The following is a 16,059-nucleotide window of genomic DNA, read 5'->3' as shown; positions in this document are numbered from 1 at the left end:
TAGGAAGTAGTTAACTTGAACTTCTCGTGGACGCCATCATCTCAGGATGATGGAAGCAACCGACATGAGATCGTTGTCGCGCGACGCGCGGCACGAAAGGCGCGTGCAGGTCATTCGACTGCGCAAGGCGGGCCAGACCTACGACGAGATCGCGGCGCAGACTGGGTTGAGCCGCACGGGTGTGTTCGACATCTGCAAGCGTCACGATGTGGCAGGGGCCAAGGCTTTGCGCGACGCGCCCAGCGGGCGTCGCAGCGGCGACGGCCGGCTGCTCGACGCGGCGCAGGAAGCTTTGGTGCGCAAGCTCATTACCGACAAGACGCCTGACCAGTTGAAGATGCCCTACGCGCTGTGGACGCGCGCGGCGGTGTCGCAGCTCATCGAGCAGCGCTTTGGCATTCGCCTGCCGGTGCGCACGATGGGGCTGTACCTGGCGCGCTGGGGCTTCACGCCGCAAAAGCCGATGAAGAAGGCCTACGAGCAATCACCCGCCGCAGTCCGGAAGTGGCTCGACGAGGACTACCCGGTCATTGCCGCTCGTGCCAAGGCCGAGGGCGCCGAGATTCACTGGGGCGACGAGAGCGGCCTGCGCAGCGACGACGTGCGCGGGCGCGGCTTCGCCCCGAAAGGCCAGACGCCTGTGATCCGGGTCAACAGCAAGCGCCACGGCCTGTCGGTGATCTCCACCGTGACCAACAAGGGCCAGATGCGCTGGCGCATCTTCGACGGCGCGCTCAATACGAACATCCTGATCGACTTCCTGCGCCGGCTGATCAAGGGGGCGAGCAAGAAGCTGTTCCTGATCCTGGACAACCTGCGGGTACACCACGCCAAGCCCGTCAAGGCGTGGCTGGCCGAGCACGCCGATGCGATCGAGGTGTTCTACCTGCCCAGCTACAGCCCCGAACTCAACCCCGACGAAATGGCCAACGCCGACATCAAGCAAGCCGTCACGACGCTGGCGCCAGCGCGCACAAAGCTGCAACTGGTCAAGGCCACCGCACGCCACCTTCGCAGCGTGCAGCGCCAGCCTGAGCGGATTCGCAAATACTTCGAGCATGGGCCGGTTCGCTATGCGGCTTGATTCAAGTTGGTTGATGCCGGATCAATAAGAGCGGCCAACAAAACGACTGCGTAGCCGCCAGGCGGGCGCGGCCTGTGCTCGGAATCGGCATGTACCACGCGTCCACTGCGGTTCTGAGCGCGCCGTCCGCGCTCACCTGACAGCGGCTCGCTACGTTTTGTCAGCGGCTCCAAGTCGAATGAAAATGCCCGGGGAGACCGGGCATTCTCGTTTGCCTTACGCCAATGGCGTATTTGAGATGATCTCGACCCAGTAGCCATCCGGGTCCTTGATGAAGGCCAGGTGCTTCATGCGGCCGTCTTCCAGGCGTTTCTGGTAGGGCACGTTGAGGCTGTCGAAGCGTGCGCAGGCGGCATGGATGTCCGGCACTGAAACGCAGATGTGGCCGAAGCCGCGCGGGTCGCTGTTGCCGTCGTGGTAGACCGGGCCGTCCTGGGTGTCTGTGCCGTGGTTGTGGGTCAGTTCGAGCACGCCGGGGATGCCGGCCATCCACAGGCGGCGCTGCGCGTCGTCATCGGGAATGGCAGTGCCTTCCGGCAGCAGCGCGAGAAAATACAGGCTGAATGTTGCGTCGGCAAAATCGCGTGCGTCGAGCAGGCGGAAGCCCAGCACGCGTGTGTAGAAATCCAGCGACTGCTTGGCATCCTTGACGCGCAGCATGGTGTGGTTGAATACGAAGCCGTGCGTTTCGGCGGGCGCAGCGATGGCACCTGGCACGTGTTGTAGATCGTTCAAAGCCATGGCGGTTTCCTGGGTTGAATAAGGGCGCAGCATGCTGCGTTGCTGTCGATGTTAGCGAGGGCGTGGTAGTTGGCGTGTCATGGCCATTGGCAGCGTCTGCGATGCGTTAGCGTTGATGGCGGTATCGAAGGCTGCGGCCTGCACGATGCCATTGCCTCAGAACCAAAGGCGGACACCGGCAACCAAACGGCTGTCGCGTGCGGGTGCATCCTCCATCGCCGCACGTGCTGCGCTATCGCCGAAGCGGCGGCGATGTACCCAACCGATGTATGGCGCGAAACGGCGAGTGATTTCGTAGCGCAAGCGCAGGCCAAGTTCGGTTTCTTCCAGGCCGCGACTCATCCCGCGGCGGTTGTCGTCGGTGAGCGCGATGTCGGCTTCCACGTGCGGTTGCAGGATCAGCCGGTTTGTCAGCAGCACCTCGTATTCGCCTGCCAGCCGCAGTGCTGCGCGGCTGCCATCGCCTACATACAGCGTGGCTTCGGTTTCGAACTTGTAGGGCGCCAGTCCCTGCACGCCGAATGCCGCCCAGCTGCGATGGTCGCCTGTGCCGATGTACTGACGTGCGCCGACGAGCAGATCCCACCACGGCGAGATGGCATGGCCGTAGAAGGTTTCCAGCGAGGCGGGTTCGGTGCGTCCGTCGTGCCGCTCGCCTTCGCTGCGCAGCCATAGCCGATCGATGTCGCCGCCGATCCATGCGCGTGATTCCCATGCCTGGCCGCTACCGCGTTCGGTTTTGGAAGCCTCCATTCGATCAAGCAGGACATAGTGGTTGATGCCTGCCGAGTGCATCGTATGCGCTTGCAATGGGGCGAATGCGGCGGCGATTTCTTCCGCAGTGGGTGTCGGGATGGGGGTGCGTGGGAGTGCGGTACTGCGTGTATCGGCGAGGTTGCCGGTGATTGTGGTGTTGGTGGGCGATGCAGGAATTTGCGCGGCATTGGTGGACTGCATGTGGTCCATCTTCGAGTGATCCATCGCCTGGTGGCTCATGGCTGCATCGTCCATGGATCCATGCTTCATCGCTTCCTGCTCCGTGGTTCCAGTCTCCATGGCAGCGTGCGACATGTGGGCGTGGTCCATGTGTGCGGCCTGAGATGAGGACGGCGCCTTCTGCGCGCCATCGGTCATCTGCATCGCATGGTCCTGCATGTCCTGTGGTGCGTCTTGCATCGCATCGTGCTGATGCTCCTGTGCAACCGCAGATGCACTGGCCAAGAGCGCGGCTGCCAACCAGGCCTGGGTGCGAAAGCGGCTCATGCTTCCACCCGCACTTCGCGCATCATGCCCGCTTCCATGTGGTACAGCAGATGGCAGTGATACGCCCAGCGACCGAGCGCGTCGGCGAGCACGCGGTAGGTGCGGCGGGTGCCGGGTGGCATGTCGATGGTGTGCTTGCGCACCTGGAAGTTGCCGTCGGCATCTTCCAGATCGCTCCACATGCCATGCAGATGGATGGGGTGCTGCATCATGGTGTCGTTGACCAATACGATGCGCAGCCGCTCGCCGTACTGCAGGCGCAAGGGCTCTGCGGAAGCGAATGCGATGCCATCGAATGACCAGGCGAATTTTTCCATATGCCCGGTCAGATGCAGCTCGATCTCGCGACCGGGCTCGCGGCCATCCGGGTCGTCGAACACGCTGTGCAGATCGGCGTAGCACAGCACGCGACGTCCGTTGTCGCGCAAGCCCACGCCAGGGTCGTCCAGGCGCGGCGCGGTGGCATTGCTGCGCATGTCGATCAACGGGTTGCCGTCTTCGCTGGCGGGTTGATGCGGTGTCTTGGTCTGCGTGTTGCCACCCCCATGCCCGTGCATTTCCGGCATCGGCATTGCCATCGCGTGTGCTGCATGCGCGTCGCCTTGCGTCGTACCGTCGCCTTGCGTCGTACCGTCGCCGTGCATCGCGTGGTCGCCATGCCCCATTCCATCGCCATGGCCGATGTCTTGCATGGTCAGAATGGCGCGCGGATCCAGTGCCGGAATCGGCGCCTGCAATCCGTGCTGCACCGCCAGTGTGCCGCAGGCAAAGCCGGTGCGGCCCATGTCCTGAGCGAATAACGTAAACGCATCCTGGCCGAGCGGTTCGACAATCACGTCGAAGGTTTCGGCCGCGGCGATGCGCAGTTGGTCCACGCTGACCGGATGCACGTACTGCCCATCGGCGGCCACCACGGTCATGCGCAGACCGGGGATGCGGATGTCGAAGTAAGTCATCGACGAGCCGTTGATGAAACGCAGCAACACCTTTTCGCCCGGCTTGAACAATCCGGTCCAGTTGCCGGCGGGCGCCACGCCATTGAGCAGGTAGGTGTAGGTGTTGGCGTTGACGTCGGAGAGGTCGGTGGGCGTCATGCGCATCCGCCCCCACATGCCGCGGTCTGCCAGCGTGGCGCGCAGGCCGTCGTCGCGCGCATCGCGTAGAAAATCGCCCACGGTGCGTTGCGCATCGTTGTCGTGGCTGGGCATCTGTTTCAAACGGCGGAACAGTGCGGCCGGGTCGAGATCTGTCCAGTCCGAGAGCAGCACCACATGCTCGCGATCATGCCGATACGGCGGCGGCGTCAGCGGGTCGATGACGATGGCGCCATACAGCCCGGCCTGCTCCTGGAACATCGAATGGCTGTGGTACCAGTAGGTGCCGGACTGGCGCAGCGCAAAGCGGTAGTGATACTCCTGGCCGGGCGCGATGCCGTCGAAACTCATGCCGGGCACGCCATCCATGTTGGCCGGCAGCAGCAGGCCATGCCAATGCACCGAGGTGGGCTGGTCGGTCAGCGCGTTGCGCACGCGCACGCTCACTGTGTCGCCCTCGCGCCAGCGCAGGATCGGTGCCGGCAGGCGCTGGTTGACGGTGATCGCGGGACGGGTGCGGCCGGTGAAATCGACCGGCATGCGGCCGATCTGCAGCGACTGGCTGCTGCCGCGCAGTACCGGGGTGTTGGCCGGAGTGGCTGCGCGCGCATCGCGGCGCCACAGGCCGCCGGCAACGGCAATGCCGCCCAGGGCCAAGCCTTGCACGAAGCGGCGCCGGCTCAGGCCGTTGCTGGATGAAGCATCGGAACACGGGGAATCGAAAGACATGACATCTCCGGTGCGTTCCATCGTCAAGACGGACGCATCGCATAGCTGAGAAAACCCACGCAACGCGCGCGCGGGGCCGATGACGGCCAAGGCAAGGCCGTCAGCGCTCAGGCGATGGGAGGTCGCACCGGTTGGTCGGGCAGCGGGCTGCTGCGCCCGTCGGCCAAGGTGGCCGGCAATGCCAGCTGGCCGAACTGCCCCTGGGGTACTGCAGGCAAGGTCAACAAGGCGAGGCTGCAGTGCTGCAGGCAATCGCAGCTGCCCAGCTTGCAGCAGTCGTGCGCATGCGCATGTGTGGCCTTGTCAGGCAACTGCGCGAAGGTGGGCGGCGGCGTGGCGTCATGGCACGGCATGGCGGCCGGCATCGCCGCATGCATGGTCGATACGGAACTCACCATCGCAGCAGCGGGCATTGCGCCTGATGCCATCACCGGCATCGCCATGCCCACCGACGCCCACGCGCCGGTGGCCGTATTGGCAACCAGGCACAGGCACAGCAGCAGGCGGAGCAGGCGATGCAGCACGGGCGCTCGGGGCAGCGGACAGGTGCGGTGAGCATAGCATCGGCCTCCAGCCAGCTGCCGGCCCGATGACCTGGCTGCGCGGGCGCGCGGGCGACGGCGGTAGAATTGAGACTACTTTCGCAGCCAAGTCCTGCCATGTCGCAGCGCCAGTGGGTGGCCGCCGCCATCCAGAAGATCGAAGCCGATTTCAATCGTTCGGCCGACACCCATCTGATCCCGATGGATCTGCAGGGCTATCCGGGCATCGATCTGTACTTCAAGGACGAGTCCAGCCACCCGACCGGCAGCCTCAAGCACCGTCTGGCGCGCTCGCTGTTCCTGTACGCGCTGACCAACGGTTGGCTGCGCGCCGGGCGCCCGGTGATCGAGGCGTCCAGCGGCTCCACCGCCATTTCCGAAGCGTATTTCGCGCGCCTGCTGGGCGTGCCCTTCATCGCGGTGATGCCGGCTTCGACCTCGCCGGAGAAGATCGCTGCGATCGAATTCCAGGGTGGTCGTTGCCATCTGGTCGCGCGCGCCTGCGATCTGGACAGCGCCTCGCACCAGCTTGCGCACGAGACCGGCGGGCACTTCATGGACCAGTTCACTTACGCCGAGCGTGCCACCGATTGGCGCGCCAACAACAACATCGCCGAATCGATCTTCAAGCAACTGGCCGAGGAGCCGCACCCGATTCCGGACTGGATCGTGTGCAGCCCCGGCACCGGCGGCACCAGCGCCACCTTGGGCCGCTACGTGCGCTATCGGCGCCACGCCACCCGCATCCTCTGCGCCGATCCGGAAGTGTCGGTGTTCTTCGACGGCTATTGCCGCACGGTGGATGGCCACTGCCCCAAGGAGCTGGCCATCACCGGCGGCTCGCGCATCGAGGGCATCGGCCGCCCACGGGTGGAGTCGAGCTTCATTGCCAGCTGCGTGGACGTGATGATCAAGGTACCCGATGCATTGAGCCTGGCGGCGATGCGGCACGTCAGCGCCACGCTCGGCCGCCGCGTCGGTGGCTCCACCGGCACCAACTTCGTTGGCGTGCTGCATGCCGCCCGCCGCATGCGCGACGAGGGCCGGCAGGGCTCCATCGTCACCATCCTGTGCGATGCCGGCGAGCGTTACGCGCACAGTTATTACGATCCGGCCTGGTACGTGGCGCGCGAGATCGATGTCAGCGACAACGATGCGGCCATTGCGCTGGCCGTGAATGGCGGCGATTTGCCTGCTTTGCCTTGTGCAGCGCTGGAATGACCGCCATATCGGGCAATCATCCAGTCCACCACCGGAGCGCCCCATGACCAACCCGCTGCTCGATCTGTCCGGACTGCCGTCCTTCGATGCGATCCGCCCCGAACACGTGGGCCCGGCGATCGACCAATTGCTCGCCGAGGCCGAGGCGGCGGTGAAGGCAGCCGAGCAGGTCAGCCCGGTGCGCTGGGACAGCTTCGTGACGCCGCTGGACGATGCCACCGAGCGGCTGTGGCGTGCGTGGGCGCAGGTGGGGCATCTGCAGGCGGTGGTCAACACGCCGGAGCTGCGCGAGGCCTACAACAGCAATCTGCCCAAGGTGAGCCGCTTCGGCAGCGCGCTGGGTCAGAATCTGGCGCTGTATGCGCAATACAAGGCGCTGGCGCAATCGCCGGAAGCCGCACACTTCGATGAAGCCCGTCGCAAGGTGCTGGAAAACGCGCTGCGCGATTTCCGCCTGGGCGGTGCCGAGCTCGATGACGCCGCCAAGGCGCGGTTTGCGCAAATCCAGGAAGAACTCTCGGCATTGGCGGCCAAGTTTTTGCAGAACGTGCTCGACGCCACCGATGCGTGGTGTTACCTCACCGAAGACGACACGCAGTTATCAGGGCTGACGGCCGAAGTGATCGCTGCGGCACGCGCTGCCGCAGAACAGGACCGCGTGCCAGGTTGGAAATTCACCTTGCAGATGCCGTGCTATCTGCCGGTGCAAACCGATGCGGACAGCCGCGAGTTGCGCGCGCTGTTGTATCGCGCCAATGCCGAGCGCGCGTCCGAATTTGGCGATGCCGCGCTGGACAACAGCGCCAACATCGATCGCATTCTGGCCTTGCGCGCCGAGTTGGCACAGCTGCTCGGCTTCGCCAGCTACGCGGACTATTCCGTCGCTACCAAGATGGCGCAGAGCCCCGATGAAGTGATGGGCTTTCTGCGCGATCTGGCCGTGCGTGCCAAGCCGCACGCGCAGCGTGACCGTGCCGAGCTGGAAGCCTTTGCGCGCGACGAACTCGGTCTGCACGACCTGCATGCCTGGGACCTGGCGTACGCATCGGAAAAGCTCAAGCAGGCGCGTTACAGCTTCTCCGAGCAGGAGGTGAAACAGTACTTCACCGAGCCGAAGGTGCTGGCCGGCCTGTTCGATGTGATCCACAGCCTGTACGGGCTTACGGTCAAGCCGGACAGCGCGCCGGTGTGGCATCCGGATGTGCGGTTTTACCGGCTGGAAGATGCGCAAGGCGCCCTGGTCGGCCAGTTCTATCTGGACCTGTATGCGCGCGAGGGCAAGCGCGGTGGCGCGTGGATGGACGACTGCCGCAATCGTCGCACCACCGCCAACGGGGTGCAGACGCCGCTGGTGTATCTGGTGTGCAACTTCGGCCGCGGTAGCGGCAATGCACCGGCCACCTTCCGCCACGGCGAAGTCACCACGCTGTTCCATGAGATGGGCCACGGCCTGCATCAGTTGCTGACGCGTATCGGCGAGCTGGGTGTAGCGGGTATCAACGGCGTGGAGTGGGATGCAGTCGAGTTGCCGAGCCAGTTCATGGAAAACTTCTGCTGGGAATGGGAGCGCGTGCAGGCAATGACCGCACACGTGCAGACCGGCGAGCCGCTGCCGCGCAACCTGTTCGATCGCCTGCTGGCAGCACGCAATTTCCAGAGCGGCATGTTCACCGTGCGCCAGCTGGAATTCGCCTTGTTCGATATGCAGCTGCACAGCAACTTCGACCCGAGCCGAGACAGCTTGCTGCAACTCATCGAGCGCGTGCGTGACGAAGTGGCGGTCAATCGGCCGCCGGCCTGGAATCGCTTCCCGCATCAGTTCAGCCACATCTTCGCAGGCGGCTACGCAGCCGGCTATTACAGCTACAAATGGGCCGAAGTGCTCAGTGCCGATGCCTATGCTGCGTTCGAAGAGGCGCCGGAGCAGGTAGCTGACACTGGCGCACGTTTCCGCCATGAAGTGTTGTCGCGCGGCGGCAGCCGCAGCGCGGCTGACAATTTCCGTGCTTTCCGTGGGCGCGCGCCAAGTATCGATGCGTTGCTGCGCCACAGTGGCATGGCCGGCTGATACAGCGGTATGGCGCGCCGGTCGCCGGCGCGCCTTCGATGAACGCATGCACAACCGGCCACGCCGGGCTGGGCGGCGTATTGCAGAATTTACGCGGCCCGGCCACGGGTTTGCGGCGCCTTTATCGCTGGTCCGGATAGCCTTTGCAGCACCCAAATGCAACGAGGTGGCACATGGCAATCAACTCCGTGTCTTCTGTGGGTTCCCCTGCAGGTCGTCTCATCGACCTGGAAGCCGGCACTTCGGGCCCGGCATCGATCGCAGCACCAACCATAGCGCCCTCCGGCGAGGCCAGGCTGTCTTCGCTGACGCGGGCACCTTCCCGACCTGCACCAAGGCCACCTGCGGACGTTAACGCGCCAGCGCAGACCGCGCATGCAGCAGCGCCGGGAAGGCTGCAGCAGCTGGGTGCCTACGGTGGCCCGGTGCTGGACGCGGCGGCGTCGGGGCTGTCGATGGCTGCCTCGCGGCTGTCTGCCGCGCCGCGGACAGCCGGACTCACCGGGACTGTCAGCGGTGCGCTGTGGGCAGGCGGCGCGGCGATCAACCAACTTGGCAACGTGCCTGCCAATGCCCTGGTATCCGGGGCTAACGCAGTAGGTGCTGCTGCAGGTGTTCTGAGCGCGGTGGCACCGTCGCTGACCGGCAGCGACAACACCAGTGTGGCCTACGCGTCGGCGGCGGCCTGGGCGGTGAACGGCGGCGCCAACCTGCTGCGCGCCGCCAACGATGCCGGACGCGCGTTGCCCAGCCGGGTGCTGCAGGGCGTCAGTGGTGCGGCGAATATGGCCGCTGCCGGGCTGGCGGCCGCCGCAACCGCGGCATCGCAGCAGAATGCGCCGCTCAAGGCGGTCAACCTGGGTACCGCATCGTCGGTGGCCTGGGGCATTGGTGCTTTCGCCGCGCTCGGCTCGGCGTGGACGGCGGCCCCACGCGACGACGCCTCTGTGGAGGCCGCGCCAGCCCAGCTCCAGCGGTCCGACGCTGCGGTTTGAGTCAGTGGTCTGACGTAGCGGTTTCAGCGGATGTACAGAAGCGACGCGGAGCATTGCCAGCGTCGTCGCGACGGCCTGCCTCGGTCCGATGGCCCTGGGCAGGCCGCTTTTTTTCAGACCCGGCCGAACACCAGCGCGCCGTTGGTGCCGCCAAAGCCGAAGCTATTGGACATCACCGTGTTCAAGGTCGCTTCCTGGGTTTGCCGCAGGATCGGGAAACCTTCGGCGCGCGGATCGAGTTCTTCGATATGCGCCGAGCCTGCCATGAAACCATCGCGCAGCATCAGCAAACTGTAGACCGCCTCGTGCACGCTGGCCGCGCCCAGCGAGTGCCCGGACAGCCCCTTGGTCGAGGACAGCGGCGGTACGTTGTCGCCAAACACCTCGCGCACCGCACCCAGTTCGGTGACATCGCCCAATGGGGTGGAGGTGCCATGCGTGTTGAGGTAATCGATCGGGCGATCCAGCCCCTGTATGGCCATGCGCATGCAGCGCACCGCGCCTTCGCCGCTGGGTGCGACCATGTCGGCGCCATCGGAGGTCACGCCATAGCCGAGTAGTTCGGCATGGATGCGTGCGCCGCGTGCGATGGCGTGGTCGTAGTCTTCCAGCACCAGCATGCCGCCACCGCTACCGATGACGAAGCCGTCGCGCTGCGCATCGTACGGGCGCGAGGCCACCGCAGGGCGATCGTTGAAGCCGGTGGACAGCGCGCCCATCGCATCGAACATCACGCTCATCGTCCAGTGCAATTCTTCGCCGCCACCGGCGAACATCACATCCTGCGCGCCGTGCCGGATCAGATCGGCCGCCGCGCCGATGCAATGCGCCGAGGTCGCGCAGGCAGCCGATAGCGAGTAGCTCAGGCCGCGGATCTTGAAAGCGGTCGCCAACGAGGCGGACACCGCCGAACACATCGTGCGCGGCACCATGTACGGGCCCACCTTGCGTACGCCACGGTTGCGCAGCAGATCGGCGGTTTCCACCTGCCACTGGCTGGAGCCGCCGCCGGAGCCGGCAATCACACCGGTACGCAGGCCGCTGACGTGCTCGGCGTCCAGACCGGCATCGGCGATCGCATCGCGCATGGCCAGATAGGCGTAAGCCGAGGCATCGCCCATGAAGCGCTTGAGCTTACGGTCGATCAGGCTGTCCAGATCCAGCGCCACCGCGCCACCTACCTGGCTGCGCAAGCCTGCTTCAGCGTGATCGGGGAGCGCGGTGATGCCGGAGCGGCCCTCGCGCAGTGCGCTGGAGACGGTATCCAGATCGTTGCCCAGGCACGAATTGATGCCCATTCCGGTGATGACGACGCGACGCATCAGAAGTTCTCCGTTGAAGTGAACATGCCCACCCGCAGATCCTTGGCGACGTAGATCTCGCGCCCATCCACCAGCATGCGTGCATCGGTCTGCGCCATCACCAGCTTGCGGTTGATCACACGGCTGACATCGATCTCGTAGCGCACCAGCTGGGCGCTGGGCAGGACCTGTCCGGTGAACTTGACCTCGCCGCAGCCCAGCGCGCGGCCACGGCCCTGCGCGCCGATCCAGGTGAGGAAAAAGCCGGTCAGCTGCCACATTGCATCCAGGCCCAGGCAGCCTGGCATCACCGGGTCGCCGATGAAATGGCAGCCGAAGAACCACAGGTCCGGGCGGATATCCAGTTCGGCACGGATGACCCCCTTGCCATGTGCGCCGCCGGTGTCGCTGATCTCGGTGATGCGGTCGAACATCAGCATCGGATCATTGGGCAAGCGGCCGCTGTCGGGTGCAAACAATTCCCCACGCGCGCTGGCCAGCAATTGGTCGCGCGAGTACGCACTTTGACGAGTCATGACGAAGGTTTCCTGCAAGGAGCGAAAGGCGAAGCCTGGAAGGGTGCATGAGGTCGCGCGGTTCAATCAAACGTTTTATCCGTACGCATGCGTGCTGTTTTCAGCGGATTGCGCAGTGCGGCGAGACATGCGGTACGCGGCAACCGCCGCGCTCGGACCCGCGACGACAGGTTGGCGGTGGACGTGTGTGGTCGGTTGTGCCGTTGGTGTCATCGATGCGGACTCGTTGGTTTGCGATGAGCGGTCGCGCTCGTTTTTCGACCGCGCCGTGGTCCATCTCCACTCAAGGCGTGAGACAGCGCTGGCTTATCATGGGTGCAGGCCTGCGACAGAGAAACCCGCTTGATGCGCAAGATCGTGCACGTGGACATGGATGCGTTCTACGCGTCCGTGGAGCAACGTGACGACCCTGGCCTGCGCGGCAAGCCAGTGGTGGTGGCTTGGCGCGGTGCGCGCTCGGTGGTGTGCGCAGCCTCCTACGAAGCGCGCACCTTCGGCATTCGCTCGGCGATGCCAGCCGTGCGCGCAGAGCGTCTGTGCCCGAATGCGATCTTCGTGCCGCCGGATTTTGTGCGCTACAAGGCGGTATCGCGGCAAGTGCGCGAGATCTTCCACCGGCATACCGATCTGGTCGAGCCGCTGTCGCTGGACGAGGCCTATCTGGATGTCACGCAAGCCAAAACCGGCATGCAGCTGGCCACCGAGATCGCGCAGCTGATCCGCACGCAGATTCGCGAAGAAACCGAGCTCACCGCATCGGCCGGTATCGCGCCGAACAAGTTCCTGGCCAAGATCGCGTCCGATTGGCGCAAGCCCGATGGTCAGTTCGTGATCGCGCCCAGTCGCATCGACGCATTCTTGCTGCCGCTCAAGGTCAATCGCATTCCCGGCGTGGGCAAGGTGATGGATGGCAAGCTGGCGGCACTGGGCATCGTCACCGTGGCCGATCTGCGCCTGCGCCCGTTGGAAGAACTGCAGGCGCATTTCGGCAGTTTCGGGCAAAGCCTGTACCGCCGCGCGCGCGGCATCGACGAACGCCCGGTCGAGCCGGATCAGGACGTGCAGTCGGTTTCCTCGGAAGACACCTTCAGCGAAGATCTCGCGCTTGATGCCTTGGATACGCACATCCTGCGCCTGGCCGAAAAAACCTGGCTGGCCACACGCCGCACCGAGCGTATCGGCCGCACGGTGGTGCTGAAGTTGAAGACCTCCAATTTCCGTATCCTGACCCGCTCCTGCACGCCTGAGCAGCCGCCTGTGTCGCAGGAGGCGCTGGCACAGATCGCGCTGGCACTGACCCGCCGTGTGGAGCTGCCTGCGCAGACGCGCTATCGCCTGGTCGGTGTTGGCCTGAGCGGTTTCAGCAATGTCGAAGAAGGCGCTGTGCAGGGGCAGCTGTTTGGCGAAATTCCCCAGGCCGAGTGAGTGCCATCCACCGGGCATGACGGGCTACATATGTCGCTGACTGTATCGACGCGCTCAGCGAACAATCCAAAGCGCTCCACAGTGTGCGCGCTGCATCCGGCACTGCGTACACTGCGGCTCCCCACACACGAGGCCGTCCGAATGTTTCCGTATTCGCTGGTGATCTTCGATCTGGACGGCACGCTCGTGGACAGCGCGCCCAATATCGCCGAGGCGCTCAACGGCACCTTGCAGGAGCTGGGGCTGCAGCAGTTCAGCGAAGCTAGGATCCGCAGCTGGATCGGCGAAGGCGTGCACGTGTTGCTTGCCACCGCATTGCGCGACGTCGGCAGTACGCGCAACGTCGATGCGGCAATGCCGGTGATGATGCGCCATTACGAAGCGAGCCTGCTGCACAACCCACCGTTATATCCCGGCGTTGCCGAAGCGCTGGCGGGCTTGCGCGATGCCGGCGCCACGCTGGCGCTATGCACCAACAAACCCTCGCGTTTTATCGCGCCGTTGCTGGACCATCTGGGCATCGCCGCGCATTTCAGCAGTGTGCTGGGCGGCGATTCCTTGCCGCAGCGCAAGCCCGACCCGGCACCGCTGCTGCAGCTTGCCAGACACTTCCAGCGCAGCCCACAACACTGCCTGATGGTCGGCGATTCGGCCACCGACGCCGCGGCTGCAAACGCCGCGAACATGCCGCTGGCGATGGTGCGTTACGGTTACCTGCGCGGCTTCGATGTGCAGACCTCCGGTGCGGTGGCCATCATCGACGACATGCGCGAGCTGCTTGCGTTGAAGTAACGTGCGATCACGTAACGCGTCAACCGACGCAGCGCCAGCGTGGACTATTGCAGCAGTCTCAAGATCAGGCATCGGCACCAAGCGGATCACTGTTGAACACGCGCCTGTTTCGCGGAGCGGCCACCGTCATCGGCGTCACCGCGATGAGCCACGCACAGCCAATCCGTTCATGTGATCGAGCAATGCCGCGCGGCGGGCTTCAAAAGGGGACGTGATGGCGAGGCAATGCTGCATGCATCAGCGCGCGCATGGGGCCAGACAAGGCCGTACTGCACCAACCATCAACCGATCACCGAACACTGGCAGCTAACTCAATCGTCCCGAGCTTGGTCTGCATCCGCCACGTCATCGAAGTCAGGCGTGGTATCCGCATCGCCGTGCGTATCGTCGTTATCGGCGCGCGCATAGTGCACGGTTTCCACTGGCCCGCCCACGGCGCGGCCGCGCACCGGCAGCAGTGCGCTAGCGGCTTCGTATTCGGCCAGCAACGCATGGCGTCGCGCTTCCGGCACATCCTGCCAATGACAATCGGCCAACGCGCCTTCCAGCGAATACAGCAGATTGAGGCTGGGCTTGAAGCCAGCGCGTCGCACCTTGACGAACGCGCCCACTGCACCCACCTCCTGCAGGTCCTGCCGCGTGCGCAGGCCGACCTGGCGCAGCCACGCTGCGCTCTTCGGGCCGATGTTGCGCATCCGCTCGGTGGTCACGCCAGCGCGTCCACAAATAGCTGCGCGATTGCTTCCAGGCCACGTTGGTCGTCGGCATCGAAGCGGTCCAGCTCCGGGCTGTCCAGGTCCAGCACGCCGATCAGCGTATCGCCTTTGACAAGTGGAATTACCAGCTCCGAGCGCGATGCCGAATCGCAGGCGATATGCCCGGGGAACGCATCCACATCCGCGATGCGCTGGCTCTGCCGGGTACTCGCAGCCGCGCCGCACACGCCTTTGTCCAGCGGAATGCGCACGCACGCCGGCAGACCCTGGAAAGGCCCCACCACCAGCTCGCGGCCGTCGTAGAAGTAGAAACCGGCCCAATTGAGCGAGGGCAGCGAATGGAAGATCAGCGCGGCCAGATTGGCGGCGTTGGCGATCCGGTCCGGCTCGCCGTGCACCAGTGCCTGGGCCTGGGCGGTGAGCTGGGCATATTGTTCCGGCTTGCTGCCGGTCAGCGAAGAGGTAGCGAACATCGGCAAAGTTTAGCAGCGGCTGTTTGCAGCGTGGTTGCGACTGCGTAGGGCACGCGCAAAGGCCTGCGGTCGGCACACCAAGTCGGGCGGACTGCCGGCAAGACGACGCGCAAAGTCATCCGGAGCAACACGGCACCTCCGCTATAGCGCTCGCAGGTCATTGCCTATGGAGGCGGGCGTTGGCACCTTCTCACCGATCAACCCGCTGACGGGCAGCACGCCCCGCAGACAAGCCAGAAGCAACCGGCTTCAACAACGTGGCCAATGCGCGCGTTATGCTGCGCGCCCTCACGGCAATGGCGGCGCGGCCGCAGGACCAGGCATATGCAGCCTCCGGCGTTTTATGTCACCGGTACCGATACCGGCATCGGCAAAACCATGGGCAGCACTGCGCTGCTGCACGCGCTGCGTGCACGCGGCCACACCGCAGTGGGCATGAAGCCGGTCGCCAGCGGCTGCGAGCGCACGCCGCAGGGCTGGCGCAACGAAGACGCGCTGGCGCTGCAGGCGGCCAGCAATCCGCAGCCGGCGTACGCTACGCTCAACCCCTACGCCTTGCCTGCGCCGCTGGCACCGGAACTGGCCGCAGCTGACGTCGGCGTGACGCTGTCGCTGGAGCCGATTACGCAGGCCTTCGCGCAATTGCGCGCGCAGGCCGAGGTCGTGGTGGTGGAGGGCGTCGGTGGTTGGGCCGCGCCGCTGAGCGCAACGTTGGATCAAGCCGATCTGGTGCGTGCATTGCAGCTGCCGGTGGTGCTGGTGGTCGGCGTGCGGCTGGGTTGCATCAACCATGCGCGCCTTACCGCTGCCGCCATTGCCGCCGATGGGCTGCAATGCATCGGCTGGATCGCCAATGAAGTCGACCCGCAGATGGAGCGTGTCGAAGAGAACATCGGCATGCTGCGCCAGCGTTTGGCAATGCCGTGCTGGGGACGGATCCCGTGGCGGCCGGACGCCGAGGCTGCTGCTCAGGCTCAGGGACTGCAGCTGCCGCGCTAAATGCCGCTGAGCACAGCGTGCAGGCAATAAAAAAGCCCGACAGAGGGAGGGATCTGTCGGGCCGGATTGCACGGGGGGAG

15 protein-coding genes and 1 other RNA gene are annotated in these 16,059 nt (G+C 65.0%); 8 read left to right on the top strand and 8 right to left on the bottom strand.

The genetic code is table 11. The features are described from left to right. Nucleotides 1–49: 49 nt before the first annotated feature. Nucleotides 50–1,084 carry an IS630 family transposase gene (locus WJW29_RS15100; RefSeq protein ID WP_011407587.1) on the top strand — a complete coding sequence of 345 codons (1,035 nt, stop codon included), beginning with the start codon at nucleotides 50–52 and terminating at the stop codon, nucleotides 1,082–1,084. 89 nt (nucleotides 1,085–1,173) lie between these two features. Further along, a non-coding RNA gene (locus tag WJW29_RS15095) (sX9 sRNA) lies at nucleotides 1,174–1,250 on the top strand. A 50-nt stretch (nucleotides 1,251–1,300) separates the two neighbouring features. Here WJW29_RS15095 and gloA read toward each other — a convergent pair. The 4 genes from gloA to WJW29_RS15075 form a co-directional block, all read right to left on the bottom strand. Further along, entirely contained in the window at nucleotides 1,301–1,825 is a 525-nt protein-coding gene (gene gloA / locus WJW29_RS15090; protein WP_011407588.1) for a lactoylglutathione lyase, read from the bottom strand. Between the two features lie 156 nt (nucleotides 1,826–1,981). Beyond that, on the bottom strand, nucleotides 1,982–3,088 hold the full coding sequence (locus WJW29_RS15085) for a copper resistance protein B (protein ID WP_011257643.1): 1,107 nt from the start codon (nucleotides 3,086–3,088) through the stop codon (nucleotides 1,982–1,984). Further along, on the bottom strand, nucleotides 3,085–4,932 hold the full coding sequence (locus WJW29_RS15080) for a copper resistance system multicopper oxidase (RefSeq protein ID WP_103057232.1): 1,848 nt from the start codon (nucleotides 4,930–4,932) through the stop codon (nucleotides 3,085–3,087). The genes WJW29_RS15085 and WJW29_RS15080 overlap by 4 nt, the downstream gene beginning before the upstream one ends. An 86-nt stretch (nucleotides 4,933–5,018) precedes the next feature. Then, nucleotides 5,019–5,435, bottom strand: a complete 417-nt coding sequence (locus tag WJW29_RS15075; RefSeq protein WP_011257645.1) for a CopL family metal-binding regulatory protein — start codon at nucleotides 5,433–5,435, stop codon at nucleotides 5,019–5,021. Between the two features lie 135 nt (nucleotides 5,436–5,570). Here WJW29_RS15075 and WJW29_RS15070 point away from each other — a divergent pair, with 135 nt between their 5' ends. The 3 genes from WJW29_RS15070 to WJW29_RS15060 all read left to right on the top strand — a co-directional run bounded on the left by WJW29_RS15070 (nucleotide 5,571) and on the right by WJW29_RS15060 (nucleotide 9,737). Beyond that, nucleotides 5,571–6,674, top strand: a complete 1,104-nt coding sequence (locus WJW29_RS15070; protein WP_011407590.1) for a PLP-dependent cysteine synthase family protein — start codon at nucleotides 5,571–5,573, stop codon at nucleotides 6,672–6,674. 43 nt (nucleotides 6,675–6,717) lie between these two features. Beyond that, nucleotides 6,718–8,742: a M3 family metallopeptidase gene (locus WJW29_RS15065; RefSeq protein WP_011407591.1), complete on the top strand. Its 2,025-nt coding sequence runs from the start codon at nucleotides 6,718–6,720 to the stop codon at nucleotides 8,740–8,742. 173 nt (nucleotides 8,743–8,915) lie between these two features. Next, nucleotides 8,916–9,737 carry a hypothetical protein gene (locus WJW29_RS15060; protein WP_041181965.1) on the top strand — a complete coding sequence of 274 codons (822 nt, stop codon included), beginning with the start codon at nucleotides 8,916–8,918 and terminating at the stop codon, nucleotides 9,735–9,737. Nucleotides 9,738–9,850: 113 nt separating this feature from the next. Here WJW29_RS15060 and fabB read toward each other — a convergent pair whose 3' ends face one another. Continuing rightward, on the bottom strand, nucleotides 9,851–11,059 hold the full coding sequence (fabB, locus tag WJW29_RS15055; protein ID WP_011257649.1) for a beta-ketoacyl-ACP synthase I: 1,209 nt from the start codon (nucleotides 11,057–11,059) through the stop codon (nucleotides 9,851–9,853). After that, nucleotides 11,059–11,574 carry a 3-hydroxyacyl-[acyl-carrier-protein] dehydratase FabA gene (fabA, locus tag WJW29_RS15050; RefSeq protein ID WP_011407593.1) on the bottom strand — a complete coding sequence of 172 codons (516 nt, stop codon included), beginning with the start codon at nucleotides 11,572–11,574 and terminating at the stop codon, nucleotides 11,059–11,061. The genes fabB and fabA overlap by 1 nt, the downstream gene beginning before the upstream one ends. Before the next feature lie 345 nt (nucleotides 11,575–11,919). On the opposite strand from fabA, the gene dinB reads away from it, so the two are divergent. Both dinB and gph read left to right on the top strand, forming a co-directional pair. Then, on the top strand, nucleotides 11,920–12,999 hold the full coding sequence (dinB, locus tag WJW29_RS15045; protein ID WP_011407594.1) for a DNA polymerase IV: 1,080 nt from the start codon (nucleotides 11,920–11,922) through the stop codon (nucleotides 12,997–12,999). 141 nt (nucleotides 13,000–13,140) lie between these two features. Then, nucleotides 13,141–13,791, top strand: a complete 651-nt coding sequence (gph, locus tag WJW29_RS15040; RefSeq protein ID WP_011407595.1) for a phosphoglycolate phosphatase — start codon at nucleotides 13,141–13,143, stop codon at nucleotides 13,789–13,791. A gap of 311 nt (nucleotides 13,792–14,102) precedes the next feature. Here gph and WJW29_RS15035 read toward each other — a convergent pair whose 3' ends face one another. Then, nucleotides 14,103–14,501 carry a TfoX/Sxy family protein gene (locus WJW29_RS15035; RefSeq protein WP_011257653.1) on the bottom strand — a complete coding sequence of 133 codons (399 nt, stop codon included), beginning with the start codon at nucleotides 14,499–14,501 and terminating at the stop codon, nucleotides 14,103–14,105. Continuing rightward, on the bottom strand, nucleotides 14,498–14,980 hold the full coding sequence (locus tag WJW29_RS15030) for a GAF domain-containing protein (RefSeq protein ID WP_011407596.1): 483 nt from the start codon (nucleotides 14,978–14,980) through the stop codon (nucleotides 14,498–14,500). Before WJW29_RS15030 ends, WJW29_RS15035 begins: the two co-directional genes overlap by 4 nt. A gap of 324 nt (nucleotides 14,981–15,304) precedes the next feature. Between WJW29_RS15030 and bioD the strand changes: the two genes are divergently transcribed. Then, nucleotides 15,305–15,979, top strand: coding sequence for a dethiobiotin synthase (gene bioD, locus WJW29_RS15025; protein ID WP_011407597.1), 675 nt, complete (start codon nucleotides 15,305–15,307; stop codon nucleotides 15,977–15,979). Nucleotides 15,980–16,059 lie beyond the last annotated feature (80 nt).

The organism is Xanthomonas sp. JL1, from assembly GCF_038405005.1.
The sequence above is the reverse complement of the archived record's forward strand: the minus strand, read 5'-3'. Positions and strand labels throughout refer to the sequence as shown.